Consider the following 26,365-nt stretch of genomic DNA (forward strand, 5'->3'; position numbering starts at 1 on the left):
CGAAAGCTATTCCGCCGCCTGTGCGTTGATCTCGGCCGAGACCTCACGAATGGCGCGTGCGAGCATGTTCGGATCCTGCGCGCCGGAGACCGCGTATTTCTGCGCGAACACGTAGGTCGGCACGCCCGAGATGCCCTTCTCGGCGGCCTCCTGCGCGTCCGCCGAAACCCGCGCGACGTCCTCGTCGGTGGCGAGGCGCTTGCGCACGTCGTCGGCATCGAGGCCGATGTCAGCTGCCGCCTGCACCAGCACGTTCACATCGGTGAGATCGCCACCGTCGCGGAAATACAGCTCCATCAGGCGCTGCTTCATCTCGGGCGCCTTGCCGATCGCCTCGGCCCAGAGGATCAGCCGATGGCAGTCGGTCGTGTTGGGCTGGCGCGCCACCAGCTCCGGCTTGTAGACGAGGCCCTCCTCGCCCGCGGCCGCGACGACGCGCCCCGCAATGCCCTTATAGGCTTCGACCGAGCCGAACTTCTGGGTGAGATAGGCCTCGCGGCTGATGCCCTCGCGCGGCACCCAGGGATTGAGGAAGAAGGGGCGAAAATTCAGCTTGACGGGAACGTCGGGCACCAGCGCCAGCGCGCTTTCGATGCGATGCTTGCCAATATAGCACCAGGGACACACCACGTCGGAGACGACGTCGATCTGGAGCGGTTTCAGCGTGCTCATGAGCGCCTCCTTCGGGCGGTGCGGATTGACCCAAGATAAGCCCAACGGTTCGCAAAACAAGCCGCGCCGCCGGGCTAGACATGCCCGTTAGGGCGTCGGCGCAATCGGGCCGGCCTGCGTCAGATAGGCCTTGATGTCGGAGAGCTGCTCGAACGCAGGCGCGTGCCGCAAGGCCCGCTCCGGGCTGCACCAGGGATAGGGCAGCGCGGACAGCCAGTCCATGCTGACGGGGACCGTATCAGGCGGAAGCACCTTCATGAGGTCGATCGTGATGACGAGCTTCTCGACGCGGCCTTGGCTGCCGAAGCGCCAATCGTAACGACCGCAACCGACGCGCAGCTGGCCATTGGCCTTGACGGACATTCCGACCAGCCAATGGCAGGAAAAATTCACGGATGCGGCAGCGGGGGCTTCTGCCAGGCAAAAGGTGAACACATTCTCGTAGTCCGCTCCGAACCGGCGCACCAGGATGTCTTCGATCGCCGCGATGCCCTTTGCCGAACTTGGAAAGCTGATGGCATCGGTCTTCACGACCATGTCCAGCTCGGCGTCTTCAGCGAACGCCCTCTTCATCAGGAACGGACGATTGCCATCCTTGGCGAGGAGGTAGCTTGTCACGGCGTCGGAAGGATTTGGCATGGTTCGGGGAGCCTAGCCTCAGCTTCGCCGACCGGCCAGAGATTCGGGCGACTGCACACGGAGCGGCGGCGAGATACGCACGGGACAGCTACCCCAACTCCGCCGCCGTCTGCTTCAGCCATTCGGCTGTGCGCTCGTCGGCCGGAAAAAACGTCTCCAGCGCCAGCTCCGACAGGGTGATGTCCACGGGCGTGCCGAACACCATGGTGGTGGAGAAGAAACTCAGTATCCCCCCGTCATGCCGCAGCTTGAAGGGGATCGCGACATTGTCGCTCGACAGCGGCGCTGAGCGCGCCGGAATGGGGTAGCTCTTCAGATCGTTGTAGAGCTTGATCAGTTCGGGATCGGCCGTGGCCTCGCATTGCCGGTGCAGCCGCTCCAGCAGATGCCCGCACCATTCCGCGAGATTGACGGTGCGCGGCGCCAGCGCCTCGGGATGGAAGGCGAGTCTGAGCACGTTGAAGGGCTGGCCGAGCAGCCGCTGCGGGATGCCGTCGAGCAGCGGCGCCACCATGCGATTGGCGGAGACCAGGTTCCAGTGCCGGTCGTAGGCCAGCGCCGGATTGGGCTCGTGCGCCTTGAGGACGAGGTCGATCGCCTGGCGGGCTGATTTCAAGGCGGGATCCTCCAGCGGGCGCTGCGGGAAAGCCGGCGCGTAGCCGGCGGCGACCAGCAGCACGTTGCGTTCGCGCAGGGGCACGTCGAGACGCTCGGCAAGCCGCAGCACCATGTCGCGCGAGGGCGCGGCGCGGCCGGTCTCGACGAAGCTCAGATGCCGGGCGGAGATCTCGGCCTCGCCCGCCAGATCGAGCTGGCTCATGCGGCGGCGCTGCCGCCATTCGCGCAAATGGTCGCCGATATGGACCGGCTGGCTGCGTTCGGCCTGTGCCGTGGATGCGTGTGCGTTCATGGTCGAAAACCTAGCATGCAGATTTCAGCCCTTCCATTACCCGCAAGGTAATCGAATTGGCCCCCGCCCCGGCGCATCGTCGGTCGCAACAGGAGATGACCATGATCGCGCTGCTGCTCTACCGGTCCGTCGCAGACCACATCGCACCCTGGGCCATCGCGTTCGCAACCCGGATGCTGGCGCGCAGCCTCAACATGCCGGAACCGCTGGTGCATTCGACCGGCGATTATGTTGTCGCGCACGTCACCGCCTTCGAGCACAGCGTCGGCAGGAGCCTCTGCCCGTTCCGCCTCGCCCGCCTGCTCCGTGCCTGGTGGCGCGGACTGCAATGAACTCCACCCCAAGCCCAACCCAACCATGGAGACCACGATGATCGACGCATCCACCTTCCTGCGCCGCGCCCTGCTCGCCGACGCGATCTTCAGCGGCGTCGCCGCGATAGGCTTCACCTTCGGCGCCAGCGCGTTCGCGGCTCTGTTCAACCTGCCAGACGCGCTGCTGCGCGAGACCGGCCTGTTCCTGATCGCCTACACTGCGCTAGTTGGCTGGCTTGCCTCGCGCCCCTCTGTGCCGAAGCCGCTGGTGCTGCTGGTTGTGGTCGGCAATGCCGCGTGGACGGTCGGCAGCATCGCGCTGCTGCTCTCCGGCGCGGTCTCGCCGAACATCAGCGGCGAGCTCATGGTCGTGGCGCAAGCGATCGCGACCGGCGTGTTCGCGGAGCTGCAATATATGGGATTGCGCAAGAGCGGGCGTGCAGTGACGGCGTGAGTTACGTCACTTTACCGCGGTGTACTGCATGCCCCGGTCAAAGCCGGGGCATGACGGCGGCGCTAGAGGCGCCCGCTACGCCCGCGCGCGGCCGTTCGCCTTGCTGAACGCGTGGCCATTGAGCTTCTTCTTTTTGGCACCCTTGGTGCCCGCCTTGGCCTTGCGCTCGGTGCGCGCCTTCACCTTGGCACGCTCGGCGCGGGCTTCGGCACGCTGCTTCTTGCGCTTGGCTTCGCAGGACGGGCATTTGCAGCCGATCGGCTTCAGATAGGCTTTGAAATAGTCGGTGCCGTAGTCGTAGTTGATCTCGTCGCCCGGCTCGATGTTCTTGATGGCGCGGATGAAGACCTTGCGCTCGCGCGGGCGGACGTCCGATTCCGCGTTGGGCCGGCAGGAATGATTGATGTAGCGCGCGAGGTTCTTGCGCACCGATCCGTCGATGGTCCAGCGGTTATTGAGCTCGAACAGATATTTATTCTCGATGGCGTCATGCGCGGGAATCCGCGAATCCAGGATCGGTCCGTAGTAACGGATGATCCGAGTGCCCTTCTTGATCGGCATGGTGGCGAAGAGGCCAAGTCCGGTCTTGGAACGGCCGACACGATAGGATTTGCTGGATGCGATGGCTGGCATGATCGAGAGACATGAGGACGCGAACGAGGCCCAATGCCTCAAGCGAAGCCGCTCTTCTAGAACGATTCCGCGCCGCTGTCAGGTCTATCCCGCCTTTGTTTGAACCTTGCCCACAATGAAGACGTCTGATGGTACGGAGTTCCCGCTGCATCAGGGTGTTATCATGAAGCGTATTGCGTTCGTTTGCCTGGCCGTGCTGCTTGCCTGCTCGAATGCTGGCAATGCCGACGCCCAATCGCTGGGCAGCACCTACACCTCGACAGCGCCGAAGGACTGCCGCCAGATCGGCAAGCCCAGCGAGCTCGACGGCAGCACGGCGCGAATCTGTCCGGGCAAGGACGGCCTGATGGTGCTCGTCGCCGAGGACGATCTTCGCGAAATCGTCTCGGTCGGCCGCAACCGCAAGGTGGCAGCCGAGGAGCCGGCGGCACAGGTCTGGTTCGGTCCGTTCAATTCATCGGAGAACACCGTCGAATGGCGCGCCGCGGGCGGAAAACCCTTTGCGATCATCCAGCGCTGGCACATCGCCGACGGCACCGATCTCGACAAGCAGGGGCGACCGAACACCAAGGCCATGCTGGTCGTAACCCGGCTGCCGCCGGGGCCGGTTTGCCATGTCGCCTATGTCGATGCCGTCGCCAACCCGAACGCCAATGAACTCGCCCGCAAGGCCGCGGACGATTTTGCCCGTGGCTTTGCTTGCGGCAAAGACGAAGTGAAGATCATCGGCACGCGCGGCCGTGCCGTCGAACTCGCAACGATGCGCTAGGCCTATCCTGCTCGATCAGGGAGCGGGCAGCTTGCCCGTGACCGGCGCCATCAGGATCGCCTCGAGCAGGCGTTCGGCCGTGGTGCCCTCGGGCAACCGCCCCAAAATATCCTCGAGGCGCCCGTCGAGCAGCAGCATGGTGAAGCCGTGCACCATAGACCATGCGCGCGCGATCGCGGCGCCCTGGTTCAGCGTGAGCGTGTCGCCGCTGATCTGCTCCTGCCGCATCGCGCCGATGGCGTTCGCAAGCCCAGCGAAAGAGGACTCGGCCGCCTCGTGCAGCGAGGGCCGGGAATAATCGAGCCGTTCGGTGCGGAACATGATGCCGTACATGCCGGGATGGGCCTGCGCATAGGCGACATAGGCCTTTGGCCGCGCCAGCGCACGCTCGAGCGGCGTGGTGGCAGCATCGCAGGACGACGCCATCGCCGCGTTGAACTGGCGGAAGCCGACGGCCGCGAGCTCGCTGAGCAGGCCGGTGAGATCGCCGAAATGATGGGTGGGTGCGGCATGCGAGACCCCAGCCTCACGCGCCACCGCGCGCAATGTCAGGCCGGAGAGCCCGTCACGCTCCAGCACCCGCTCGGCGGCCTGAAGCAAAGCCTCACGCAGCGCACCGTGATGATAGGGCGTCTCCGCCTTCGCGCTCGCCGGCCGCCGCGCGGGACGCGACGGCGTGGCTGACGCCCTCTTCGGAGTGCGCGCCACGCGCGCGGTTTCAGTCCTGGTTTCACTTTTGCCCATGCACCAAGCTATATGACGCAATATTGACAGTGTAAAGATTTCGCTTGACCAAACCCGCGGACAAGGTTATCTCATCTTTACGATGTAAAGATAGGAGGGATACGCCGTGCAGCAGGCCGCCGTCACCGAGCGCCGCAACAATATCGCGCCGATTCCGTTTGAGGCCGACGCGCCCTTCCTAAAGATCGTCGGCGAATTGCCGCGCGAGCTGAACGGGGTGCTCTATCGCAACGGCCCCAACCCGCAGTTCGACTCCCCCGGCGCGCACTGGTTCGTTGGCGACGGCATGCTGCACGCCTTCCACCTCGAGAACGGCCGCGCCAGTTACCGCAACCGCTGGGTCCGCACGCCGAAATGGCTGGCCGAGCACGATGCCGGCCGCGCCTTGTTCGGCGGCTTCGGCCGCAAGCTGCCGGATGCGCCTGCGACCATCACCGACGGCGGCGTCGCCAACACCAACATCATCTTCCACGCCGGCAAGCTGCTTGCGCTCGAAGAAGCGCATCTGCCGACCGAGATCGAGCCGGGCACGCTGGCAACACGCGGCTATCACAATTACCAGGGCCGCGTCGCCGGCAGTTTTACCGCGCATCCCAAGATCGATCCTATCACAGGCGAGCTTGTGTTCTTCGGCTACAACGCCGCGGGGCCGCTGACATCAGCCCTCTCCTACGGATCGATCGATGCCTCCGGCAAGGCAACGCGCTTCGAGCGTTTCGAGGCGCCCTACGCCAGCATGGTGCACGACTTCATCGTCACCGAGAACCATGTGCTGTTTCCCATTCTCCCGATCACCGGCAGCATGGAGCGCGCGATGAACGGGCGGCCGCCTTATGCGTGGGAGCCGGACAAGGGCGCCTATGTCGGCGTGATGAAGCGCAACGGCACGGCGAAGGACATCGCCTGGTTCCGCGGCGAGGCCTCCTACGTCTTCCACATCATGAATGCGTGGGAGGACGGCAATCGCATCATCTCCGACGTGATGCAGTTCGAGGAAGCGCCGCTGTTTCCGCATCCCGACGGCCGTCCGACGGACCCGGAGAAATCGCGCGCCCGCCACTGCCGCTGGACGTTTGATCTGTCAGGAAATACCGACCGCTTCCAGCAGACCTATCTCGACGATCTCACCGGCGAATTCCCCCGCATCGACGATCGCCGCGCCGGCCTGAAGAGCCATCACGGCTGGTACGCCTGCGCCAATCCAAAGCTGCCGATGTTCGGCGCGCTCTCCGGAATCGTCCATGTCGACGGCAGCGGAAAGCGGCTCGGCCATTATCTGCTGCCGGCCGGCGACACCATCTCCGAGCCGGTGTTCGTCGAACGGTCGAAAGACGCGTTGGAAGGCGACGGCTGGTTGCTCGCAGTGGTCTGGCGCGCGCGGGAGAACCGCAGCGACCTCGCCGTGTTCAACGCCACCGACATCGAGGCCGGCCCCGTCGCGCTGGTGCAGCTCGGCCACCGCGTGCCCGATGGCTTTCACGGCAATTGGGTGGGTGCGCAGTAATTCTCCGCTCGCGCCGGAATGACAGCGTGGATGTCACCAAAGAGGTCTCGCATGGATATGCCCTCGATCACCGCAGACTGCCTCGCCCTCTTCGCCCTGACCTGCACCGCGCTCGCACTCCGGACGATGCGGCTGCGGCGAAGCAGCGCTGCGATCTTCAACGGCGGCATCCTGCTCGCCGTGGGCCTCTTGATCGTCTCCGCGCTGCCGGTCCTGGCGCGCCTGCCCTGGGCGGAATTGGCCACGGAGGCGTCCGACCAAGCCATTGCAGCGCTTCATCTTTTAGAGGTCACCTACGTCATTTTGACACTGTAAAGATTTCGCTTGACCGGGCATCGACCCTGAACTATGTATCTTTACATCGTAAAGATCAGCCTGACCGAGGCAGCCCATGGCGATTTTCCTGATCCTCGCGCCCTACGGCGCTTTCACCTTCCTGATGCTGGTGACGTCGGCCACTTCAAGCGTGTTCGCGGCCTCCGCGATCTGCCTCGCCACCGTCGCGATCGATGTCGCGCGCGGCCGCTCGGCGAAGATCCTGGCCGTAGGCTCGGCGATCCTGTTCGCTGCCATCGGCCTCACCCTCTCGTTGGTCGACCCGAAGCTCGGCACCCTCGGCGTCAAGCTGTCGGTCGATATCGGCATCTTCGTCATCTCGCTCGGCTCGATGCTGCTGCGCCGTCCCTTCACGCTGCAATATGCGGTTGAAGCGGTCCCGGACGAGACCGCAGCGATGCCCGGTTTCCTCACCGCCAACTACATCATCACGGGTGCCTGGACGGCAGCCGCGCTGGCGATGGCGGCCGCCAATCTCGTGCTGCTCTATTTCCCCGGCCTGCCGCTCTGGTCGAGCCTTGCAGTCGCCTTCGCCGCCCGCAACAGCGCGATCTATTTCACAAAGTGGTATCCGGAATATCGCCAGATCAAGTACGGTGCTCGCGCTCTGCCGACCACCCACTGAAACAGGACCGACGATGAAGGACGTATTCGCCCGCCTCGCCTCCGACTTCCTGTCGGCCATCCTCTTCCTGGTGATCTACCTCCTGACGGACAACGTCATCCTGGCGACGTCGGTGGCGATTGCAGGCGCGATCGCGCAGGTGATCTACGCCCGTGTCAAGGGGCGCGAGCTCAGCTTCATGACCTATGCGAGCGTCGCGCTCGTCGTCCTGCTCGGCACCGTCACGCTGCTGACCAACGATCCCCGCTTCATGCTGGCCAAGCCCTCCATCGCGCATTTCGCGATCGGCGTCATCATGCTCAAGCGCGGCTGGATGCTGCGCTACATGCCGCCAATCGTCGTCGAGACCGTGCCGGAATATGTCACGGCTGCGGGCTATGCTTGGGCGGCACTGATGTTCGTGATCGGCGCCGGCATGATCGCAGTCGCTTCGACCGGCGATCTGAAGCTGTGGGCGTTCTACATCACGGTGGTCGCCGGCGGCGCCAAGATCCTGGCCTTTGCCGTGCAGTATGTCGTGCTCCGGCTCATCGTCACCAGCCGCCGGCGCGCCGCCGCCCGCGCCTGATTGCCGCTCACACGCCGTTAGGCAGCCGCCTCGAGTTGGGCTATAGGCTCGCTCAGGACTGGCCGCGATCGTCGCGGTCCGCCGGGATCTGTTCGGGAGACGGGAATGGCGGTAGACGGCAACTGGAATCTGACCATGACGACGCCGATGGGCGAGCGCCAGGCGACGCTGAGCCTCTCGAGCTCCGGCGGTACGCTGACCGGCACGCAGGGCGCCGAAGGCAATTCCGCCGAGATTTTCGACGGCACCGTCAGCGGCGATGCCGTCAACTGGAAGGTTTCCATCACCAATCCGATGCCGTTGACGCTCGAGTTCATCGGCACGGTTTCCGGCGACAGCATGAGCGGCGAGATGGGTATCGGCCCGATGGGCAGCTTCCCGTTCACCGGCTCGCGGGCGTAAGGTCGCGCTGCATCCGTGCGCGCGCTCCGTCTCATCGCGGCAACGATCCTCTGTATCGCGGCACAAGCGGCGCGCGCGGATGACAACGAACCGGCGTGGCGCCCAAGCGCGCTCGCCATGGTGCCTGCCGGCTATGTCGCAGGCATCGCCTACCGGACCGATGGTTCAACGGGATATCTCGCCGTCTATCCCGCGACGTCGAACGATCCAAAGACACCGGCAAGCGTGTTCGCTGCGCGTCAGGCTCTCGTCGTCACGCTGACATCGGACGCGACGCGCGTAGTCTCTGCCGAGCTGAAGCAGCGCGCCGGGCCTGATCCCGATAACGACGACACCGATTTCGCAAAGCTGCACGCCGATCTCGCCGCGAAGCGGGCAACGCTGCCCGAGGGCACAGAGCCCTGCAATCTCGGCGCCTGGTCCATCGACAAGGATCCTGATGGCCTCAACGTGCGCGCCGAACCCTCAGTGAAAGCGCGCGTGCTCGGCACGCTGCCGCCGCCCTACCGGCTCAAGCTCGGCGGTGCCGAGAACACGCCCGACGGTGGCTGGCTCACCGAATTCCGCATCGTTGGTTTCAAGGACGGCTGGTTTCTGATCGAAGGCGCCAAGCCGCCGGGCAAGGACTACGAGGACGACAAGAGATATCCGCGCAGCGCGCCAAAACCTTATGCGGGGCGCGGATGGGTCGCCTCCAACAAGGTCGGCGCGTCCTACGCCAATGGCGCCACGCGCATGGGCGGCCTGTTTCAAGCCCCCTTCATCGATGCCAAATGGATGCCCGCGCAGCGCGAGCTCGGCGGCGCAATCGACACCGACGGCGGCCCGAAGCGCATTTTTGCCTGCAGCGGGCTCTGGGGTCTGGTCGAGAGCCAGGACGGCGTCCGCGGCTGGTGGCGCGGTCTGTGCTCCAACCAGGTCACGAATTGTAGTTAGCTATCTCATCTCCCTCGCCCCGCCTGCGGGGAGAGGGTTGGGGTGAGGGGGAGTCTCCGCGAGGACGGTAACCGTTGGACTCGTGGAGAGTCCCCTCACCCGGATTGCATCTTCGATGCAATCCGACCTCTCCCCGCAAGCGGGGCGAGGTGAAGGGCTAGCCCAAATTCAACTCCTTGAAGAAGTCGTTCCCCTTGTCGTCGACGATGATGAACGCGGGGAAGTCGACGACTTCGATGCGCCAGATCGCTTCCATGCCGAGTTCGGGATATTCGAGCACCTCGACCTTCTTGATACAGTGCTCGGCGAGGTTTGCCGCCGCACCACCGATCGAGCCGAGATAGAAGCCGCCGTACTTCTTGCAGGCCTCGCGCACGGCCGGCGCGCGGTTACCCTTGGCCACCATCACCATGGAGCCGCCGGCGGCCTGGAACTGGTCGACGAAGGAATCCATGCGGCCCGCCGTGGTCGGGCCGAACGCACCGGAAGCGTAACCCTCGGGCGTCTTGGCGGGGCCGGCATAGTAGACCGGATGGTTCTTGAAATAATCCGGCAGCGGCTCGCCCCTCTCCAGGCGCTCGCGCAGCTTGGCGTGGGCGGAATCGCGCGCGACGATCATGGTGCCGGTCATCGAGACCCGCGTCTTGATCGGGAATTTCGAGAACGTCGCCAAAATGTCCTTCATCGGCTGGTTGAGGTCGATCTTGACGACCTCGCCGCCGAGCGACTGCTCGACCTCAGGCAGATACTGCGCCGGGTTGTGCTCGAGCTCTTCCAGATAGACGCCGTCCCTGGTGATCTTGCCGAGCACCTGGCGGTCGGCCGAGCAGGATACGCCGAGCCCGATCGGCAGCGAAGCGCCATGGCGCGGCAGGCGGATCACTCGCACGTCGTGGCAGAAATACTTGCCGCCGAACTGCGCGCCGACGCCGAGCGACTGCGTCATCTTCAGGATTTCCTGCTCCATCTCGAGATCGCGGAACGCGTTGCCGTCGGGCGAGCCGTGGATCGGCAGCGCGTCGAGATAGCGGGCTGAAGCGAGCTTCACCGTTTTCATGCAGAGCTCGGCCGAGGTGCCGCCGATCACGATGGCGAGGTGATAGGGCGGGCATGCCGCGGTGCCCAGCGTCAACACCTTCTCCTTCAGGAAGGCGAGGAGCCGGTCCTTGGTCAGCACCGAAGGCGTGGCCTGGAACAGAAAGCTCTTATTGGCGGAGCCGCCGCCCTTCGCCATGAACATGAACTTGTAGGCATCATCGCCCTCGGCGTAGATCTCGCACTGCGCCGGCATGTTGTTGGCGGTGTTCTTCTCCTCGTACATCGACAGCGGCGCGACCTGCGAGTAGCGCAGATTGCGGCGCAGATAAGCATCGCGCGCGCCTTCCGACAGCGCCGCCTCGTCGTCACCGTCGGTGATGACGTTGCAGCCCTTCTTGCCCATGATGATCGCAGTGCCGGTGTCCTGGCACATCGGCAGCACGCCGCCGGCCGCGATGTTGGCATTCTTCAAAAAGTCCAGCGCGACGAACTTGTCATTCGGGCTCGCCTCACCATCCTCCAGGATCGCGCGGAGCTGCTTCAAGTGCCCCGGGCGCAGATAGTGGTTGATGTCGCCGAAAGCCGCCTCCGACAGCGCCCGCAGCGCCTCGCGCGACACCACCAACATGTCCTTGCCCAGGACCTTCTCGACCCTGATGCCCTCGGCCGTGATCTTCTTGTAGGGCGTCTCGTCCTTGCCCAGCGGGAACAGCGGGGTGTGCTTGTAGGGCGGAACGGGCTTGGCGGGGTCGGGGAAGGCGGTGGGAGCGTTCATGGGGCGAATCTCGGGGTTTTGGAGCCCTCGTGCGGGCCCCTAGCATAGAAGCGTTCTAAGCTTTTTTGCCGCAAAGGGAAGGCGTTCTGGCGCGATCGGGGCATCCCGATTCGGCTGCATAGCGGCCCCCTTTCGGACAGCTGTCGGCGGAGCCCTGTGGCCATCATGATGTCCGGGAAGACTGGGTGGGCCCCTTGCGCTCCGCGCGCGACGATTGTTGAATGCGCGCCCTAAGGGGCTTTTCATCATGATTTTCAAACTGAACCTCCGCGGCGCGATTCTGGTCGCCGCCGCCATCACCGGCCTTGTGACCCTCGCCTCGCCGGCGCGGGCCGATCGCTGTGACGACAGCGCCAAGGAGCTGGCGAACCAGGTCGACCGCCTCAAGGTGAATTTTCGCGCCGGCAACATCGTGTACCTCTCGCACCCAGCGGCCAAGGAGTTGTCCGTGGGCTGCCGCGGCGACAAATATTCGATCGAGCTCTATGCCAAGGGCGATCGCAAGCCGACGCCGGAGTTCCTTGCGCTGGTCGGATCGATGGCCGCGATCGTCTTCACCGTGACGAAGGACGACACCACGACGGGCGCGACACGCTGCCTGAAGCGGATGGGCCTCTTGCGCGGCGACAAGGTCAGCATGCGCTACCGGCGCCTCAACATGGAATGCACCCGCACCAAGACGGACGCGTCCATCGCGATCACGCGCGGCAAGGACGAGTAGGCGGGACGTCGCCCCCCTCGCTCTTTCCGCGCCTGCGGCAACGCAAACATGGCGACGCCGCCCGCCACGCACTCCGTCATTGCGAGCGCAGCGAAGCAATCCAGAATCTTTCCGCGGAGAGTCTGGATTGCTTCGTCGCAAGGGCTCCTCGCAACGACGGGGAGAGGTCTCGTTGTCTCCCTCACACGGTCGGATGAGGCGCAAAAGCAGCGCCCCACCCTCACCAGTTCCCTCGCATTTTAATGATTGCCTTGAAGGAAATTTCGCTCCTCACGGGGCAAGGTCAATTGTTTCCATGTGTGAGGATTTGTGGATGAGTGTTTCGACCGTAGCACCGCCGCCGATCGCGATCGTGGTGCCGAGCTACGATACGACCAAGCAGCAGGACGACCAGACCAAGACCAGGGACAGCGATCCGACCTACAAGCCGACGCCGCCCGCGCCGCTGCCGCCGGGTCAGGGCACGCGGATCGATCAGCTCGCCTGATCAGGTCTGCCGAAGATGAAACGCCCGATCCGGTCGATCGGGCATTTCGTGTGTGCGGCCGCATCTTCGCCGGATAGCGGGACCAGTATTGTGCGCGATAGACCTGAGACCTGCGCATGATCGCAAAACTGCTGTTGCAGAACACGATCACCACCGTCGCGATGGGCGCGCTGCTGTTCGCGTCCGCCGGCACACTGCATTGGCCTTCGGCCTGGGTGTTTCTCGGCACCTGCGCCCTGCTAGGCCCGCTCTGCGGCTGGTGGCTTTATCGGGTCGATCCCGCACTGCTCGCTGAACGTCTGCGTCCGGTCCTGCAACGGGATCAGCCCGCGGCCGACAAGGCCTTCATGTTCGTCTTCGTCGTTGCGATGCTCGCCTGGCTGGCCGCGATGGGGCTCGACCGGCGCGCGCTATCCTCCGACGTGCCGGTCGCGGTGCAGATGCTCGGCCTCGTGCTGTTCGTGCTCTCGACGCTGTTCATCCTCTGGGTCTTCCGCGAGAACTCGTTCGCCGCACCCGTGGTGAAGCTGCAGGCCGAGCGCGCACAGCGGGTGATCTCGACCGGACCTTACGCGCATGTGCGGCATCCCATGTACAGCGGCATGGTCCTGTTCTTCGCGGGCGTGCCGTTGCTGCTCGGTTCGTGGTGGGGCCTCGTGATGGTGCCGGTCATCGTTGGCTTGTTTGCGGTCCGCATCGGCATCGAGGAGCGCACGCTGCGCGAGGGCCTGCCGGGCTATTCCGACTATGCAGCGCGGGTGCGCCATCGTCTGCTGCCTGGCGTGTGGTGACCGCGCATCACGCTCCCGTGCACCCCACGGAAAAGCTTCTCCCGTCCTCCAATCGACTGACGTCGCCGCGACCAAACCCCGCTAGAGGGAACCCGCATTCACGCAACGGGAGACGCGACGATGTTCTGCAAGCCCCCCTGCCCCGACGAGCATGATCTCGTTCCCATCCCAAATGATTCAAACGATCGATCTGACCCGGAGCGCTCACAGAGGCTCGGGAGCCACGACGCGTTCGGGCGACTGATCGCGCCCGAAACGGCCGGTCCGGAACGGGGACTGCCGCCAGCCTCCCTCCGGACCGGCTAATTATCGAGCTCGCGATAGCGTCGGAAGATGCCCTGCTCGTTGAAGGGAATGCGGCGCTCGCTTTCGAGATAGGCCTTGATGTTCGGCCGCGCGGCGATGCGGTCGCGCAGACCGACGAGGCCGGGGATGTCCTTCTCGAACGCCCTCATGCGCTTGGGAAAGGCGTAGCGCAGCCCGTCGACGATCTGGAACAGCGAGAGATCGACATAGGTGAGCCTGCGGCCGGTGACAAAGGCGCCGCCCTTGTCGTCCAGGAGCTGCTCGAAATAGCCGAGATATTTCGGCACGCGCTGGTCCCAGAAATCGGCCGTGCGCTTCTTGGCCGCCGGCTTCTGGTCCTCATAGTAGAGCGAAGGCCCGAGCGGGTGATGGGTGTCGTGAATTTCCAGTACGAAATCGGTGATCGTGAGCTGAAGCTGGTGCACCCAGAGTTTTCCGGCTTCCGTCTTCGGCGCGAGGCCATGGCGGGCGCCGAGATAGAGCAGGATGTTGGCGGTCTGGCCGATGACGAGCTTGCCGGCTTTCAGGAACGGCGGCGCAAAAGGCGGCGTGCCGTTCGCGTCCATCATCTTCATCATCGCAGCTGTCCCGCGCGCACCCCGCGCGACGTCGACGTAAGCCGCCCCCGCCTCCTCCAGCGCCAGCCGCACATATTCGCCGCGGCCCTGGATCTCGGGCCAGTAATAGAGCTCGTATTTCATGGGAGGGGTCCGTGAGCGTAGGAGCGTCCCGACCAATGTAGCACGCGGCGGCGCGGGCGCGCCCAAAAGCCATGTCGATTAATTGCTTCCCGGGACGGTAGCGCCGGGCGAGCATGCCAGTGTGGGACGGTCCTCAAGCGATCGCCCGGGGAGGACGCGGGGATCTGCTGCGGGACCGTTCGGGGCGGTATCCGCGATCACATCGGGGCTGCCGCCGGGCGCGGCACGAGGGGAGATCGTCATGCACTGGAACACCGTCCGCCCAATCGCGGCAATTGCCGGTTATGCCTCGCTTTGCTGCCTCGTCATCGGTCTTGCCATCGGTCCGGACCGCGCCTCGGCCGCGGAACTGCTCAAAGCCCGGCTGGCGCAAAATCTCGGACCTATCTCCGGCCTTGCGATCGTCGCCAAATCGAAGGGAATCTTCGAAAAGCACGGACTGGACATCACGGTCTCGAACTTCACCTCCGGCAAGCAGTGCCTGGACACCGTGATCGGAGGCGGTGCCGACATCGCGACGACGGCGGAAGCCCCCGTCACCGCTTCAGCGATGGCAAACCAGCCCATCGCCTTCGTCGCCGGCATGGAATATTCCGATCTCAAGACGCTCGTCGCAGCCAAGGCCGGCGTCAAGACCAAGGCAGATCTTCGCGGCAAGCGAATCGGATTCACGGCCGGTACCGGCAGCGAGGTTTACACGGCGACCTTGCTGAAGTCGGCGGGATTGACGTCCAAGGATGTCACCCTCGTCAATCTGCGGCCGCAGGAAATGCTGCCGGCACTTGCAGCCGGAAGCATCGACGCGTTCGACACCTGGGAGCCCCACGTCGCCAACGCGAAGAAGGCCCTGGGCGAAGCCGTCGCTGAGGTCAATACTAAGGGCACCTACTCCGAGACGTTCAATATCGTCGTCATGAGGTCCTATCTGGACGCCAACCCGGCGCTGGTCGAGAAGTTCATCGCCGCGCTGATCGATGCCGAGGTCTGGATGACAGCACACCCGGATGAAGCGATCACGGCAGTGGCGGACGCGGTCGGCATGAAGCGGGACGAACTCGCCCCGATCTGGCCCGACTATGTTTACCGGGTGCGTCTCGACGACCGGCTGATCGAGATTCTCAAGACCCACTCTGCGTGGCGCCTCGAGAGCGGCAACCATCCTCCGGGAGCGGCGATGCCCGACTTCAGTAAGGTCGTCGTCACCGAGCCGCTGAAGAAGGTCGACCCCGCACGCGTCACCCTATCGTGGAAATAGGCACCCGCACGGCCATGCAGGACGCCACTTCAGCAGGGCGAGAGATTGCCATCCGCACTGGCGGTCGCGCGCGGCGGCCAAATTCAGTTCGGCTTCGCCGCCTCAATATTCTGGTCGGGGCGCTTTCGCTTCCCTTGTTCGTCTGCCTCTGGGAACTGGTCTCCCGTTCCGGGGCCGTCAATATGGTGCTGTTTCCGCCGCCGACGGTGGTTGCTGCGGCCGTGCTCGAGTGGATCCGAAGCGGACAGTTCTTTGGCGATCTGCTGGCGAGCCTCTTTCGCGTCACCACGGGATTCATCATGGGCGGCGCGCTGGGCATCCTGCTCGGCATTCTCACCGGCCAATTCCCCGTTGTTTCGAGCTTGCTGTCCCCGCTGTTCCATATCCTGCGGCCAATTCCGCCGATTGCCTTCGTACCGATCGTCATCCTCTGGTTCGGCCTGTCGGAGGCGGGAAAACTGTTCCTCGTCGTATGGGGCGTGTTTTTCACGGTGTGGCTTTCGACCCACATCGGCGTGCAGAAGGTCGACCGCGGTCTGATCCGGGCGGCGTTGATGCTCGGCACGCCGCGGCGGCAGATGCTCCAGGAGATCGTGCTGCTGGGCGCGCTTCCCTACATCGTGGTCGGGTTGCGCACCGCCGTCAGCATCTCCTTCTACACGCTTGTCGCGGCGGAGCTGGCCGGCGCTTTCGCCGGCATCGTCTACAGGATCGAGATTGCGCAGCAGAATTTGCAAACGGGCCAGGTCATGGGCGGGCTCGCAGCGCTCGGGTTGATATCGTTCGTTGCCGACCGGCTGTTTGCGGCTCTTGCGGAACGGATCGTCTGGTGGCGCTGATGTTGGGACCTCGATCGAGCATCAAACTGGCACTGGCAAGTTCGTCCGCCTCTGTCGAAGAGGCGCCGAAACAACCGGCCATTCAAGTCTCGAACCTGAGCATCGTTTTCGACACCAACCGCGGACAGAACATCGCGGTGGATCGCGTGTCCTTTGACGTGGCACCTGGCGAGTTCGTCTGCATCGTCGGGCCCTCCGGCTGCGGCAAGTCGACGGTGCTCAACACGATCGCCGGACTGGAAGTGCCGTTTGAAGGCGACATTCTGGTGGAGGGCGCGCCTGTGTACAGTCCGCGCCCCGAGGTCGGCATGGTGTTCCAGCAGCCGCATCTCTTCCCCTGGAAGTCCGTCCGCAAAAACATCGCCCACGGCCCCAGGATGCTTGGGAAGTCGAGGGCGGAAGCGAAAGCCATCGCCGACAATCTGATCGCGATGGTCGGTCTCACGCGTTTCGCCGACGCCTATCCGAACACGCTGTCCGGCGGCATGCAACAACGCGTGGCGATCGCGCGAGCGCTGGCCAATCAGCCCCGCGTGCTGCTGATGGACGAGCCCTTCGGGGCGCTCGACGCGCAGACCCGGGCGGTGATGCAAGACAATCTGCTGGCGCTGCGCGACCGGATCAAGGCGACCATCGTGTTCGTCACGCATGACATCGACGAAGCCATCGTGCTGGCCGACCGCGTTCTCATCATGAGCGCGGGACCCGGCCGCATCCTGCGCGAAGTCGCGGTCAAGCTGCCGCGCCCGCGGTCGAGTTCTGTCATGCTCGAGCCGGCTTATCTTGCCCTCAAGAAGGATTGTCTCGACGTCATCCGCGCAGAGGGGTTGCGGGCGTTCAATCAGTCGGACGCAAGCTGATCGTCCGGAGCCCACCAAGCGTGAAGCGGACCGCCGCGCGCTGGCATGGTTCTTGAATAATCGACGCCGGGTCTCACATGCGGAGCCGGCGATGCACAGAGCGAACAGCGCGATAGCGGCAGGTGTGATGCTGGCGGAGTCGGACGATCTGGTCAGACCGCTGCCCGGCTTGCTGGACGGTCTCAACCGCGCTGATTGCAATCGCCTGCGTGCGATCGGACGCGAAAAGGTCCTGGAAGCCGGCCAACTGGTCTGGTCTCAGGGCGACGCACAGGCCGGGATCTACCTGATCGGCGAGGGGCGCATACGCAGCTACTATGCGGCGCCGTCGGGGCGCGAAGTCACGCTCGCCTACTGGTTTCCCGGCAATTTCGTCGGCGGGCCCGACATCTTCGGAACGGGACCGCACATGTGGACGTCGGTTGCGGCCGAGCGCAGCCGGCTGACGTTCATGCCCGGACCGGCGTTGCGGCGACTTGCGCTGGAATCGCCGGCGATCGCCGTCGCCTTGCTGGATGCCCTGGCATTCAAGGCGCGATGCTATTCGGCTATGGCCCAGATGCTCGGGACGCGCTCGGTCACCGAGCGGCTGCAGTGCCTGCTGATCTTCCTGTCGCACGTCTACGGTGTGAAGCGCGACGGCGAGATCGTCGTCGGCATGCCGTTCACCCACGGCGATCTCGCCAATCTCATCGGCTCCACCCGCCAATGGGTGACGGTGCAGCTCGCGCGGCTCCAGGAGGAAGGCGTGATCAGATACGACAGATCCGTGATCTCGATCCTGGATCTTTCCATGCTTGGGCAAGCGGCGGAATAAGATCCGCGCTTCAGCCGCCAAGTTTTAATTCAAACGCCGCTCCGCCCGCATTGGCCTCGAACCGCCGCGCCAGCCCGATCAGCGCGCGATCGTGCCAGGCCGGCGCCAGCAGGGTCACGCCCATGGGCATGCCGTTCGGCAATGTCGCGTTCGGAATGGCCACGCCGCAGAGATCGAGCAGATTGGCAAAGTACGAGTAATAGCCAAGGCAATTGTTGAGGGTGATCGGATCGCGCTGCATCTCCTCCAGCGTGAACGGCCGCGGCGCGGTCGGGACCACCAGCGCATCGATGCCCGCAAAAATCGCCTCGGCGTTGCGGCGAAGCCGGTGCAGCCGGTGAATGGCACCAAACGTGTCGGTCGCCGAATAGCCGGCGGCTGAGGCCAGCACGGTCCTGGTGACATCGAGCAGGGAATTGGATTCGACGTCGACGAGCCCAGCGATGGCCGAGTGCCGCTCCGCCACCCAGGGACCGCTGAACATCAACTCCCCGGCCTGGCGGAATGGGGCGAAGTCCACCTCGATCGCCGTTCCGCCGATCTGCGCAAAACGCTCGCAGGCGCGCTCATAGAGTTCGCCGCATTCCGGCATGCCGAAACATTCGAGATCTGCGGACGCAAGGCGGCCGAACCGGAACGATGGCACCGCCCCGTTGGCGGGAAGAAAGGTTCTGGGCAGGCGGCTGTAGGGATCCTCGAAATCGAACCCTTCGATGATGTCGAGGATGGCCTCGCCATCGCTGACGGTATTGCAGAACACCGAAACGCAATCGATCGTCGGGCAATTCGGCACCAGCCCGCGTGACGACACCAGCCCAATTGTCGGCTTGATTCCGACGATGTTGTTGAACCCGGCGGGTATGCGCCCCGAGCCGCCGGTATCGGTGCCGAGCGCGAAGGCGACGTGCCCGGCCGCCACGGCGACCGCGGATCCGGAACTGGAGCCGCCCGCAACATAGCGCGCATCGGCAACCGACGCGCAGGGGCCATGGGGAGAACGCGCGCCGGACAGGCCTGTGGCGAACTGATCGAGATTGGTCTTTCCGAGGCAAATTGCGCCGGCCGCGGTGAGGCGTTCGACGCTGTGCGCGGAATGCCAGGGCGTGTAGCTGAACGCCGGACATGCGGCCGTGGTCGGCATTCCCTCGACATCGATATTGTCCTTCACACCAAAGGGAATGCCGAGCAGCGGAAGATTTTCGCCCGTCCGCGCGCGCGCCACGAGCTTGCGGCATTGTTCGAGCGCCTCGTCCCGCGGGCGGAGATGGATCCAGCAATTACGGTCGCGCTCGGCCTCGATCCGGTCATAGGCCGTTTCGATCGCCTCCAGCAGCAGTGATGAATTCCTGACGACGGCTTCGTGATTTGTCCTGGAGCGCGCGACAGACTGACTCACCGAATATCTCCTTCTCCAACTCGCAGGCGCGAAATTGCGGGAGCTCGGCGCGGCCAACAAGCAATTAAGTGCTTCGCCCGAATGGCCGCCTGGAGCGGAAACGTGCCGCCCAAACAAAAAGGGCGCCGTGCCGAGGCACGACGCCCTGCTCTATGTCGCTACGTCTGCGATCAGTTGGTCTGCTGGATCGCCGACAATTCCCAGGCGCCGCCCGGACGGCGGGCGAAGGTCCAGACTTCGGTCGCCTCGCCCGGCTGCTCGCTGCCGGCGACGATTGCGCCGGTGTTGCGATCGACCGTCTTGTCGGTGAGCGCGAAGCGCAGCGCCACCGTGGCATAGTCGGTCTCGCCTTCGCGCCAGGATTCCGCGAGGTCGCCCTGCAGCAGCTTCACATTCGTGACCTTGTTGACGACGTTGCGCGCGCGGTTCTGGCCGAGGTCCTGCTCGAAGTAAGAAACCATCTCCGGGGTCGCGAGCGTGTGCAGCTTGGCGACATCCTCGTTCGACCACGCGGTCTGGACATCGCCGAGCAGGCGCTCGAACGCCTCATAGTCGTCAGGCTTGATCTCGAGCGGTGCATTGTTGGCGCCGCCGAAACCGAAGCCACCGATACCGCTGCGATAGTTCGGCTGCGGTCCGGGACCAGCACCGGCGTTAGCATTGGCATAGGCCGCCTGCGGCGTGTGGCGGCGCTGCCACCACGACATCGCCAGCCGCACCACGAACACCACCAGCACGATCTGGATGATCAGGCCGAGGATCGACGACAGGCCGCCGAGGCCGCCGAACAGGCCGCCACCGAACAGCATGCCCAAGAGGCCTGCGCCGAGGAAGCCGGCCGCAAGGCCGCCCATGAAGCCACCGGCGCGGCCGAACAGGCCGCCGCGCGCGGGCGCAGCCGCAGCCGAATTCATGCCTGCGCCAGGCTGGGTGTAGGTGCGGTTGAACTGCGAGGCCGAGCCCGGTGCCGTCGTGGTGGACGGCGGGGCCGAATAGGTGCGCGAGCCGCGCGAACCCGACGACATGCCGCCGCCGACGCGGGCGTCAGCGGACGAGATGGCGAGCGCTGTCGGCAGCGCAAGCGCCAGCACGACGGCAATCGTCTTGAAGAGAGTGCGGGACCGTTGCGAGAAAGTCATGTGGGTTTCCCAAATCCCCGGCATGGGGACATGCCCCTAAGATGGGCAGACTTCCCGAAAAGTGAAGACGGTTTCGGAACTTGGGGCTGCGGCCCTCAGTCGCGGGGATGTGGCAAAAGCCCATATTTGGCGGGGGTCTGGCCGGCCGCGCAGGGAAACAATGGTCGCAGGTTACCGGCGGGCTAACGAGGTGAATTCCGCTTTTTCCCCTCGTCATTGAGGGCCCAGCTCTCTCCCCGTCATTGCGAGGAGCCCTTGCGACGAAGCAATCCAGGCTGCCGCCGCAGAAAGATTCTGGATTGCTTCGCGGAGCCTGTCATCGGGCCGCGCTTCGCGCGGACCCGGTGGCTCGCAATGACGGAGAATGTGGGAACGGCGCGCCGTCCCTCACCTCAACCCTGATTCGCCATCGTCTCCTTCACAGCCGCCACGAGCTGGCTCAGCGTGAACGGCTTTGGCAGGAAGTCGAACTGCTGCCCCTCGGGCAGGCTCTTCTCGAAGGCATCCTCGGCGTAGCCGGAGACGAAGATGAACTTGATGTCGGGATTCTTCTCCCGCATCGCCTTGAGCAGCGTCGGGCCGTCCATCTCCGGCATCACGACGTCGGAGACGACGAGATCGATGCCGCCGCTCTGTTCCGCCAGCACCTCCATGGCCTCGACGCCGTTCTCGGCCTCGACCACGGTGTAGCCGCGCGAGCGCAGGCCGCGTGCGTTCAGCGCGCGCAGGCCCTCTTCGTCCTCGACCAGCAGGATGGTGCCCTGCCCGGTGAGATCGGTGCGCGGCTTCGCCTCCGCTGACGCCGCGTCCTTCGCGGCGCCATTGGTCGCGCTGACCGCCGCAGGCAGCTCGACCTGCACCTCCGGCTCGGCGTGATGGCGCGGCAGGAAGATGTGGAACGAGGTGCCCTGCCCCGGCTCGGAGTCCACATAGATGAAGCCGCCGGTCTGCTTGACGATGCCGTAGACCGTCGAGAGCCCAAGGCCGGTGCCTTTGCCGACTTCCTTGGTCGAGAAGAACGGCTCAAAGATCTTGTCGCGGATGTCGGCGGGAATGCCGGTGCCGGTGTCGGCGACCTCGATCCGCACATAGTCCGCGGCCGGCATGCCCTTGTAGGCGAGCTTGGCCGCTTCTTCAGTGGTGACGTTGGCGGTGCGGATGATCAGCTTGCCGCCCTCGGGCATGGCGTCGCGCGCGTTGACCGCGAGGTTGACGATCACCTGCTCGAACTGGGAGACGTCGACCTTGACCGGCCAGAGATCGCGGCCGTGGATGGTCTCCTGCTTGACCTTCTCGCCGATCAAGCGGCGCAGCAGCATGGCGAGGTCGGACAGCGCATCGCCGAGATCGAGCACCTGCGGCCGCAGCGTCTGCCGCCGCGAGAACGCCAGCAGCTGTCGCACCAGCGTCGCGGCACGCGTCGCGTTCTGCTTGATCTGCATGATGTCCTGGAACGACGGGTCGGTCGGCTTGTGCGCGTTCAGCAGGAAATCGTTCGCCATCATGATGGCGGAGAGCACGTTGTTGAAGTCGTGGGCGATGCCGCCGGCGAGCTGGCCGACCGTCTCCATCTTCTGCGACTGGTTGATCTGGTTTTCCAGCGCGCGCCGCTCGGTGGTCTCGAGCATGTGCACGATGGCGGCTTCTGCGTCGTTCTCGGCGGCGTCCACCGGCGTGACGAAGAACTGGCCCCAGCGCTCCTTGGTTCCTTCCAGCGCCACTTCGACCGGCGCGACGTCGGCCTGGCCCTCGGCAGCCTGGTTGATGGCCGCGATCAGCAGATGGCGGTCGCGCGAATTGACCGCACGGAAGATCGATTTGCTGCTGGTGTCGAGCCCCAGCGCCTGCCCGAGCTTGGCGTAGCGCGCATTGGCGCGCACGACATTGCCGCCGCGGTCGACGGTCGCGATCGCCATCGGCGTATGGTCGAAGAAGCGCATGAAGCGCACTTCGGCGGCACGATCGGGATCGCTGCGCTCGTCGCGGGCGCGGCTGATGACGAGCGTGCGCGACGGCCCCGGCGCACCGTCGGCGCCGAAGGCGAGCTTGTGATAGAGCCGCACCGGCATGGTCTTGCCGGTACGCATGCGCAAATCGATGTCGAAGACTTCGGTCTTCACCTCGCCCGGCACCGCCACGATCGCGGTGAGCAGCGAGGCGCCGTCGCCGGAGACGATGTCGGCGAGCTTCAGCCCGCCCGAGCCGATCTCGGCGAGATCATAGTCGAGCCAGTTCGCCAGCGTCGCGTTGACATAGGCAAGCTCGCCGGCCGGATTGACCGAGAAGAAACCGCACGGCGCATGATCGAGATATTCGATCGCGTGCTGGAGCTCCTGGAACACGTCCTCCTGGCGCTCGCGGTCGCGGGTGATGTCGGCGATCGACCACACCGCGTATTTCGCCTCGCGCTTGCCGGTGCCGAGCGGACGCACGCGCATGCGCAGCCAGCGGCCCTGGCTGCCGTCATGACCGGAGATGCGCACCTCTTCCTGCTGGCGCTTGCCCTCGCGGGCGGCCTTGAGCAGGCGGAACACGGCTTCGGAAACGTCGGGGTTGCCGATGAAGACGCGCTCGACGGGGCGCACCTCCTGCGGACCGGTGGCACCGGTCAGTGTCAGATAGGCGGCGTTGGAATAGACCACATGGCCGCGCGGATCGGTCACGGCCAGGCCATCGAAGGCGTGGTCGGCAATACGCCCCATCACGGGATCGTCGAGATTGCGGTCGACGAAGCGGATGATACCGGCGGCGAAGGCGAACAGGTTGAACAGGCCGACCATCGCCAGCACGGCGAGGATGCCGAGGATATAGGGTTGCGCAGCCGCGCGCCCGAGCGTCATCAGCCCGATGGCGACCGCGACCAGGCCGGCGGCCACCAGCAGCACCAGCGCAATGCTGCCCGAGCGCGGCGACGGCTCGTGCGCCGCAACGGGCTCTCGCGTGAGGTCGTGATCGGTCTCGGCAGTCATCTCAAACTGGCGCAGCCTGTCGGCAGAGAATCAACGCGCTACGCAGCGCGCGGGGTCCTCCCTGCCTGAATTGGACCCGCAGACGCAAGGGCAGTAGGGGCGAAAGGTACGCTGATTCCCAGATTACGGCCATTTCCAGTACTTTTCGGGGGTTTTATTGCCGGCTGGCGCCGAAACCGCTCTTCAGACGCATGACGTAGCCGATGACTTCGGCGACTGCATGGTAGTGTTCGGTCGGGATTTCCTGGTCGATTTCGACGGTGGCGTAGAGCGCGCGGGCAAGCGGCACGTTCTCGACGATCGGGATGTCATGCTCACGCGCGATCTCCCGGATCTTGAAGGCGAGGTTATCGACGCCCTTGGCGACGCAGATCGGCGCCGACATGCCGCGCTCGTAGGACAGCGCGATCGAATAGTGGGTCGGGTTGGTGATGATCACGGCGGCCTTGGGAACCGCAGCCATCATGCGCTTCTTGGAGCGCTGCTGGCGCAATTGCCTGATCTTACCCTTGATGTGCGGGTCGCCTTCGGACTGCTTAAACTCTTCCTTGATCTCCTGAAGCGACATCTTCTGCCGCTGGAACCAGCTGCGATACTGGAAGAAATAGTCGCCGATGGCGATGATCGCGAGCGCCGCAACCACCGCGCCGAGCAGATGAATGGTCAGGCTGGTGGTGGCGCCCAGCATCGCGGCCGGATCGAGCCTGACCATCGCCTCCATGCGATGCCGTTCCGGCCACAGGATCGTGGTCATGACCGCGCCGAGCACGATCAGCTTGCCGAGGCCCTTGAGGAAGTTCGCGGCCGCCTGCTTGCCGAAGATGCGCTTGAGGCCCTCGGCCGGCGACAGCTTGCTGAATTTGGGTTTGAGCGACTCCGCCGACCAGACCAGACGGTGCTGGAGCATGTTGCCGGCAATGGCTGCCAGCACCAGCATCAAGAGGGGCACGCCGACCGCCGCGAGCACTGCGACTTCGATCTGCTGCATCAGCGCGAGCAGAGCCCTGCCGTCGGTCTTGATCATCCAGGAATTGGCGAGCAGGTTGCGCATCGGCGTCATCAGCCCGCTGCCGACCGAGCCCGAGAAGGTCGAGACCACGAGCGTGCCGCCCGCGATCATGAACCAGGTGTTGATCTCCTGGCTTTTCGCAACGTCGCCGCGTTCGAGCGCCTCTTCGAGACGTTTTTGCGTCGGGTCTTCTGTTTGACTCTCTGGATCGTTGTCTTCCGCCATCGGTCACCTATTTCAGCGGCATCATCTGGTGCATGACACCGATGAAGTAATCCAGATAGGTGCCCATCATCGCCGTGAGCACCACGGCGAGTACCAGGAAGCCGGCGAAGATCGACAGCGGCACGCCGACGAAATAGACCTGCATCTGCGGCATCAGCCGGGCCAGCACGCCAAGCCCGATATTGAAGACGAGGCCGAACACCAGGAACGGCCCCGAGAGCTGCAGGCCGAGCAGGAACGCCGCGGAAAAGGCGCGCGTCGCCAGGGCGGCAATATCGCCACTCGACACGGTCTCGCCCGGCGAGAAGATCGTGTAGCTGTCGTTCAGCGCCGCGATCACCAGGTGATGGCTGTCGGTGGCAAACAGCAGCGTCACGCCCAGCATGGTCAGGAAGTTGCCGACCAGCACGCCTTGTTGTCCCTGCGTCGGATCGACCGAGGTGACGAAGCCGAGCCCCATCTGCTGCGCGATCACAGCACCTGCAACCTGGAGCGCCGACAGCGTCACGCGCGCGGTGGCGCCCAGCACGATGCCGATCACGATCTCATGCAGCATCAGCACCAGCAGCGGCGCCAGCGAGCCCATGTCGACCTGGTAGGCGTTGCGATGCAGCGGCAGGATGATCAGCGTGAGCAGCAGCGCGATCGACAGTTTGACCCGCGTCGGAATGTTGGTCTCGCCCAGCCCCGGCAACAGCATCACCATCGCACCGACCCGGGCGAAGGCGAGCATGAAGGAAGCGGCGAGCGCCGGCAGCAGCGAGACGTCGATGCGCATGACGGGCGCATTGTGCCTCAGCCGCCGATGATTCGCGACGAGATACGGAGCATGTGGGAATGGAGTGCGTCGGCCATGAACGGCAGCGCCAACAGCATCGTGGCAAAGATGGCCAAGATCTTCGGCACGTAGATCAGCGTCTGCTCCTGGATCTGCGTCAGCGCCTGGAACAGCGACACCACGACGCCGACCACGAGCCCCACGATCATCAGCGGCGATGACACGATGACGATGGTCCAGATCGCATCACGCGCGACGTCGAGCGTTTCGGGTCCGGTCATTTCAAAATTTCCTTTGTTCGTTCTCGCCTCCTCACCGCCTTCGAAGCGATGCGGAGACCTCTCCCCGTCATTGCGAGCGAAGCGAAGCAATCCAGAATCTTTCCGCGGAGACAGTCCGGATTGCTTCGCTTCGCTCGCAATGACGACGGAGCCAAAATCAGATCGGCATCTTCATGATGTCTTCATACGCCGCGATCACGCGGTCGCGGACCGAGACCAGCGTGGACACCGCAACATCGGTGTCGGCGACCGCCGTCACCACGTCCATCACGTTGGCCTTGCCGGCGGCCATCGCCACCGTCTGCGCGTCGGACTTGCGGCCGGACTCCATGACGCTGCCGACAGCGTCTTTCAGCAGTGAAGCAAAGGACTGGCCGCTCGCTTCGCTGCCCTTGCCGGCACCGGTGTTCTCCAGCACGCGGGCGAGGTTGGCATAAGCGTTGGCGGCAATTGACGGTGTTGCCATGGCTCA

Annotated in this window: 30 protein-coding genes; 16 read left to right on the plus strand and 14 right to left on the minus strand. The window is 64.6% G+C overall.

The window, feature by feature from the left end:
• Positions 1–6: 6 nt before the first annotated feature.
• The 3 genes from B5V03_RS07475 to B5V03_RS07485 all read right to left on the minus strand — a co-directional run bounded on the left by B5V03_RS07475 (position 7) and on the right by B5V03_RS07485 (position 2,221).
• Positions 7–672: a DsbA family oxidoreductase gene (locus B5V03_RS07475; RefSeq protein WP_129268661.1), complete on the minus strand. Its 666-nt coding sequence runs from the start codon at positions 670–672 to the stop codon at positions 7–9.
• Between the two features lie 87 nt (positions 673–759).
• Entirely contained in the window at positions 760–1,311 is a 552-nt protein-coding gene (locus B5V03_RS07480; protein ID WP_129268663.1) for a hypothetical protein, read from the minus strand.
• Positions 1,312–1,399: 88 nt separating this feature from the next.
• Positions 1,400–2,221: a helix-turn-helix domain-containing protein gene (locus tag B5V03_RS07485; RefSeq protein WP_129268665.1), complete on the minus strand. Its 822-nt coding sequence runs from the start codon at positions 2,219–2,221 to the stop codon at positions 1,400–1,402.
• A gap of 101 nt (positions 2,222–2,322) precedes the next feature.
• Here B5V03_RS07485 and B5V03_RS07490 point away from each other — a divergent pair, with 101 nt between their 5' ends.
• Entirely contained in the window at positions 2,323–2,553 is a 231-nt protein-coding gene (locus tag B5V03_RS07490; RefSeq protein ID WP_206736125.1) for a hypothetical protein, read from the plus strand.
• Between the two features lie 37 nt (positions 2,554–2,590).
• Positions 2,591–2,989, plus strand: a complete 399-nt coding sequence (locus B5V03_RS07495; protein ID WP_129268669.1) for a hypothetical protein — start codon at positions 2,591–2,593, stop codon at positions 2,987–2,989.
• Positions 2,990–3,064: 75 nt separating this feature from the next.
• On the opposite strand, the gene B5V03_RS07500 is transcribed toward B5V03_RS07495, so the two are convergent.
• Positions 3,065–3,622 (minus strand): SET domain-containing protein, encoded by a 558-nt coding sequence (locus tag B5V03_RS07500; RefSeq protein WP_129268671.1) that lies wholly within the window; start codon positions 3,620–3,622, stop codon positions 3,065–3,067.
• 163 nt (positions 3,623–3,785) lie between these two features.
• Between B5V03_RS07500 and B5V03_RS07505 the strand changes: the two genes are divergently transcribed.
• Entirely contained in the window at positions 3,786–4,391 is a 606-nt protein-coding gene (locus B5V03_RS07505) for a hypothetical protein (protein ID WP_164987847.1), read from the plus strand.
• A gap of 15 nt (positions 4,392–4,406) precedes the next feature.
• Here B5V03_RS07505 and B5V03_RS07510 read toward each other — a convergent pair whose 3' ends face one another.
• Positions 4,407–5,135, minus strand: a complete 729-nt coding sequence (locus B5V03_RS07510) for a TetR/AcrR family transcriptional regulator (RefSeq protein ID WP_129268673.1) — start codon at positions 5,133–5,135, stop codon at positions 4,407–4,409.
• A 106-nt stretch (positions 5,136–5,241) separates the two neighbouring features.
• On the opposite strand from B5V03_RS07510, the gene B5V03_RS07515 reads away from it, so the two are divergent.
• The 6 genes from B5V03_RS07515 (at position 5,242) to B5V03_RS07540 (ending at position 9,506) form a co-directional block, all read left to right on the plus strand.
• The gene (locus B5V03_RS07515; RefSeq protein WP_129268675.1) at positions 5,242–6,639 is read left to right on the plus strand and encodes a carotenoid oxygenase family protein; all 1,398 of its coding nucleotides are present in this window, start codon (positions 5,242–5,244) and stop codon (positions 6,637–6,639) included.
• Positions 6,640–6,690: 51 nt separating this feature from the next.
• The gene (locus B5V03_RS07520; RefSeq protein WP_129268677.1) at positions 6,691–6,954 is read left to right on the plus strand and encodes a hypothetical protein; all 264 of its coding nucleotides are present in this window, start codon (positions 6,691–6,693) and stop codon (positions 6,952–6,954) included.
• Between the two features lie 76 nt (positions 6,955–7,030).
• On the plus strand, positions 7,031–7,600 hold the full coding sequence (locus tag B5V03_RS07525; RefSeq protein WP_129268679.1) for a hypothetical protein: 570 nt from the start codon (positions 7,031–7,033) through the stop codon (positions 7,598–7,600).
• A 13-nt stretch (positions 7,601–7,613) separates the two neighbouring features.
• On the plus strand, positions 7,614–8,168 hold the full coding sequence (locus tag B5V03_RS07530; protein ID WP_129268681.1) for an inner membrane-spanning protein YciB: 555 nt from the start codon (positions 7,614–7,616) through the stop codon (positions 8,166–8,168).
• A gap of 105 nt (positions 8,169–8,273) precedes the next feature.
• A complete protein-coding gene (locus B5V03_RS07535; RefSeq protein ID WP_129268683.1) occupies positions 8,274–8,570 on the plus strand; it encodes a hypothetical protein in 297 nt (98 codons plus the stop codon).
• A gap of 15 nt (positions 8,571–8,585) precedes the next feature.
• Positions 8,586–9,506: an SH3 domain-containing protein gene (locus B5V03_RS07540; protein WP_129268685.1), complete on the plus strand. Its 921-nt coding sequence runs from the start codon at positions 8,586–8,588 to the stop codon at positions 9,504–9,506.
• Between the two features lie 157 nt (positions 9,507–9,663).
• Here the strand turns inward: B5V03_RS07540 and B5V03_RS07545 are convergent, their stop codons facing one another.
• Positions 9,664–11,319 (minus strand): fumarate hydratase, encoded by a 1,656-nt coding sequence (locus B5V03_RS07545; RefSeq protein WP_129268687.1) that lies wholly within the window; start codon positions 11,317–11,319, stop codon positions 9,664–9,666.
• A 247-nt stretch (positions 11,320–11,566) separates the two neighbouring features.
• Between B5V03_RS07545 and B5V03_RS07550 the strand changes: the two genes are divergently transcribed.
• The 3 genes from B5V03_RS07550 (at position 11,567) to B5V03_RS07555 (ending at position 13,318) form a co-directional block, all read left to right on the plus strand.
• On the plus strand, positions 11,567–12,040 hold the full coding sequence (locus tag B5V03_RS07550) for a hypothetical protein (protein ID WP_129268689.1): 474 nt from the start codon (positions 11,567–11,569) through the stop codon (positions 12,038–12,040).
• A 313-nt stretch (positions 12,041–12,353) separates the two neighbouring features.
• Positions 12,354–12,527, plus strand: coding sequence for a hypothetical protein (locus B5V03_RS41380; RefSeq protein ID WP_164987848.1), 174 nt, complete (start codon positions 12,354–12,356; stop codon positions 12,525–12,527).
• Positions 12,528–12,643: 116 nt separating this feature from the next.
• Positions 12,644–13,318 (plus strand): methyltransferase family protein, encoded by a 675-nt coding sequence (locus B5V03_RS07555; RefSeq protein ID WP_129268691.1) that lies wholly within the window; start codon positions 12,644–12,646, stop codon positions 13,316–13,318.
• A gap of 302 nt (positions 13,319–13,620) precedes the next feature.
• On the opposite strand, the gene B5V03_RS07560 is transcribed toward B5V03_RS07555, so the two are convergent.
• Positions 13,621–14,325 carry a glutathione S-transferase gene (locus B5V03_RS07560; RefSeq protein WP_129268693.1) on the minus strand — a complete coding sequence of 235 codons (705 nt, stop codon included), beginning with the start codon at positions 14,323–14,325 and terminating at the stop codon, positions 13,621–13,623.
• A 241-nt stretch (positions 14,326–14,566) separates the two neighbouring features.
• Here B5V03_RS07560 and B5V03_RS07565 point away from each other — a divergent pair, with 241 nt between their 5' ends.
• The 4 genes from B5V03_RS07565 (at position 14,567) to B5V03_RS07580 (ending at position 18,096) form a co-directional block, all read left to right on the plus strand.
• Positions 14,567–15,580 (plus strand): NrtA/SsuA/CpmA family ABC transporter substrate-binding protein, encoded by a 1,014-nt coding sequence (locus B5V03_RS07565; protein ID WP_129268695.1) that lies wholly within the window; start codon positions 14,567–14,569, stop codon positions 15,578–15,580.
• A gap of 182 nt (positions 15,581–15,762) precedes the next feature.
• Complete coding sequence (locus tag B5V03_RS07570; protein WP_245502183.1) at positions 15,763–16,419, plus strand: ABC transporter permease; 657 nt, start codon at positions 15,763–15,765, stop codon at positions 16,417–16,419.
• Positions 16,420–16,439: 20 nt separating this feature from the next.
• Positions 16,440–17,279, plus strand: coding sequence for an ABC transporter ATP-binding protein (locus tag B5V03_RS07575; protein WP_206736128.1), 840 nt, complete (start codon positions 16,440–16,442; stop codon positions 17,277–17,279).
• Positions 17,280–17,370: 91 nt separating this feature from the next.
• On the plus strand, positions 17,371–18,096 hold the full coding sequence (locus B5V03_RS07580) for a Crp/Fnr family transcriptional regulator (protein WP_129268701.1): 726 nt from the start codon (positions 17,371–17,373) through the stop codon (positions 18,094–18,096).
• 10 nt (positions 18,097–18,106) lie between these two features.
• Here B5V03_RS07580 and atzF read toward each other — a convergent pair whose 3' ends face one another.
• From atzF to fliE, 7 genes are all read right to left on the minus strand, one after another.
• The gene (atzF, locus tag B5V03_RS07585; protein ID WP_129268703.1) at positions 18,107–19,492 is read right to left on the minus strand and encodes an allophanate hydrolase; all 1,386 of its coding nucleotides are present in this window, start codon (positions 19,490–19,492) and stop codon (positions 18,107–18,109) included.
• Positions 19,493–19,662: 170 nt separating this feature from the next.
• On the minus strand, positions 19,663–20,655 hold the full coding sequence (locus B5V03_RS07590; protein ID WP_129268705.1) for a Tim44 domain-containing protein: 993 nt from the start codon (positions 20,653–20,655) through the stop codon (positions 19,663–19,665).
• Between the two features lie 368 nt (positions 20,656–21,023).
• Entirely contained in the window at positions 21,024–23,600 is a 2,577-nt protein-coding gene (cckA, locus tag B5V03_RS07595; protein ID WP_129268707.1) for a cell cycle histidine kinase CckA, read from the minus strand.
• A gap of 154 nt (positions 23,601–23,754) precedes the next feature.
• A complete protein-coding gene (gene flhB / locus B5V03_RS07600; RefSeq protein ID WP_129268709.1) occupies positions 23,755–24,834 on the minus strand; it encodes a flagellar biosynthesis protein FlhB in 1,080 nt (359 codons plus the stop codon).
• A gap of 7 nt (positions 24,835–24,841) precedes the next feature.
• Positions 24,842–25,612 carry a flagellar biosynthetic protein FliR gene (fliR, locus tag B5V03_RS07605; protein WP_129268711.1) on the minus strand — a complete coding sequence of 257 codons (771 nt, stop codon included), beginning with the start codon at positions 25,610–25,612 and terminating at the stop codon, positions 24,842–24,844.
• A gap of 17 nt (positions 25,613–25,629) precedes the next feature.
• Positions 25,630–25,893, minus strand: coding sequence for a flagellar biosynthesis protein FliQ (gene fliQ, locus B5V03_RS07610; protein WP_129268713.1), 264 nt, complete (start codon positions 25,891–25,893; stop codon positions 25,630–25,632).
• A gap of 157 nt (positions 25,894–26,050) precedes the next feature.
• A complete protein-coding gene (fliE, locus tag B5V03_RS07615; RefSeq protein WP_129268715.1) occupies positions 26,051–26,359 on the minus strand; it encodes a flagellar hook-basal body complex protein FliE in 309 nt (102 codons plus the stop codon).
• Positions 26,360–26,365 lie beyond the last annotated feature (6 nt).

The organism is Bradyrhizobium betae (assembly GCF_004123905.1).
In the GTDB taxonomy this organism is placed as follows: Bacteria; Pseudomonadota; Alphaproteobacteria; order Rhizobiales; family Xanthobacteraceae; genus Bradyrhizobium; species Bradyrhizobium betae_A.

Excerpts from the sequence above, each read along its gene's own strand:
- B5V03_RS07565 (WP_129268695.1), top strand. The coding sequence starts at position 14,567 with ATGCACTGGAACACCGTCCGCCCAATCGCGGCAATTGCCGGTTATGCC.
- B5V03_RS07530 (WP_129268681.1), top strand. The coding sequence starts at position 7,614 with ATGAAGGACGTATTCGCCCGCCTCGCCTCCGACTTCCTGTCGGCCATC.
- B5V03_RS07570 (WP_245502183.1), top strand. The coding sequence starts at position 15,763 with ATGGTGCTGTTTCCGCCGCCGACGGTGGTTGCTGCGGCCGTGCTCGAG.
- fliR (WP_129268711.1), bottom strand. The coding sequence starts at position 25,612 with ATGCGCATCGACGTCTCGCTGCTGCCGGCGCTCGCCGCTTCCTTCATG.
- B5V03_RS07505 (WP_164987847.1), top strand. The coding sequence starts at position 3,786 with ATGAAGCGTATTGCGTTCGTTTGCCTGGCCGTGCTGCTTGCCTGCTCG.
- B5V03_RS07535 (WP_129268683.1), top strand. The coding sequence starts at position 8,274 with ATGGCGGTAGACGGCAACTGGAATCTGACCATGACGACGCCGATGGGC.
- B5V03_RS41380 (WP_164987848.1), top strand. The coding sequence starts at position 12,354 with ATGAGTGTTTCGACCGTAGCACCGCCGCCGATCGCGATCGTGGTGCCG.
- fliQ (WP_129268713.1), bottom strand. The coding sequence starts at position 25,893 with ATGACCGGACCCGAAACGCTCGACGTCGCGCGTGATGCGATCTGGACC.
- B5V03_RS07550 (WP_129268689.1), top strand. The coding sequence starts at position 11,567 with ATGATTTTCAAACTGAACCTCCGCGGCGCGATTCTGGTCGCCGCCGCC.
- B5V03_RS07475 (WP_129268661.1), bottom strand. The coding sequence starts at position 672 with ATGAGCACGCTGAAACCGCTCCAGATCGACGTCGTCTCCGACGTGGTG.
- B5V03_RS07485 (WP_129268665.1), bottom strand. The coding sequence starts at position 2,221 with ATGAACGCACACGCATCCACGGCACAGGCCGAACGCAGCCAGCCGGTC.
- fliE (WP_129268715.1), bottom strand. The coding sequence starts at position 26,359 with ATGGCAACACCGTCAATTGCCGCCAACGCTTATGCCAACCTCGCCCGC.
- B5V03_RS07525 (WP_129268679.1), top strand. The coding sequence starts at position 7,031 with ATGGCGATTTTCCTGATCCTCGCGCCCTACGGCGCTTTCACCTTCCTG.
- B5V03_RS07520 (WP_129268677.1), top strand. The coding sequence starts at position 6,691 with ATGGATATGCCCTCGATCACCGCAGACTGCCTCGCCCTCTTCGCCCTG.
- B5V03_RS07555 (WP_129268691.1), top strand. The coding sequence starts at position 12,644 with ATGATCGCAAAACTGCTGTTGCAGAACACGATCACCACCGTCGCGATG.
- B5V03_RS07590 (WP_129268705.1), bottom strand. The coding sequence starts at position 20,655 with ATGCCGGGGATTTGGGAAACCCACATGACTTTCTCGCAACGGTCCCGC.
- B5V03_RS07545 (WP_129268687.1), bottom strand. The coding sequence starts at position 11,319 with ATGAACGCTCCCACCGCCTTCCCCGACCCCGCCAAGCCCGTTCCGCCC.
- B5V03_RS07560 (WP_129268693.1), bottom strand. The coding sequence starts at position 14,325 with ATGAAATACGAGCTCTATTACTGGCCCGAGATCCAGGGCCGCGGCGAA.
- B5V03_RS07500 (WP_129268671.1), bottom strand. The coding sequence starts at position 3,622 with ATGCCAGCCATCGCATCCAGCAAATCCTATCGTGTCGGCCGTTCCAAG.
- B5V03_RS07490 (WP_206736125.1), top strand. The coding sequence starts at position 2,323 with ATGATCGCGCTGCTGCTCTACCGGTCCGTCGCAGACCACATCGCACCC.
- B5V03_RS07580 (WP_129268701.1), top strand. The coding sequence starts at position 17,371 with ATGCACAGAGCGAACAGCGCGATAGCGGCAGGTGTGATGCTGGCGGAG.
- B5V03_RS07480 (WP_129268663.1), bottom strand. The coding sequence starts at position 1,311 with ATGCCAAATCCTTCCGACGCCGTGACAAGCTACCTCCTCGCCAAGGAT.
- B5V03_RS07510 (WP_129268673.1), bottom strand. The coding sequence starts at position 5,135 with ATGGGCAAAAGTGAAACCAGGACTGAAACCGCGCGCGTGGCGCGCACT.
- flhB (WP_129268709.1), bottom strand. The coding sequence starts at position 24,834 with ATGGCGGAAGACAACGATCCAGAGAGTCAAACAGAAGACCCGACGCAA.
- cckA (WP_129268707.1), bottom strand. The coding sequence starts at position 23,600 with ATGACTGCCGAGACCGATCACGACCTCACGCGAGAGCCCGTTGCGGCG.
- B5V03_RS07495 (WP_129268669.1), top strand. The coding sequence starts at position 2,591 with ATGATCGACGCATCCACCTTCCTGCGCCGCGCCCTGCTCGCCGACGCG.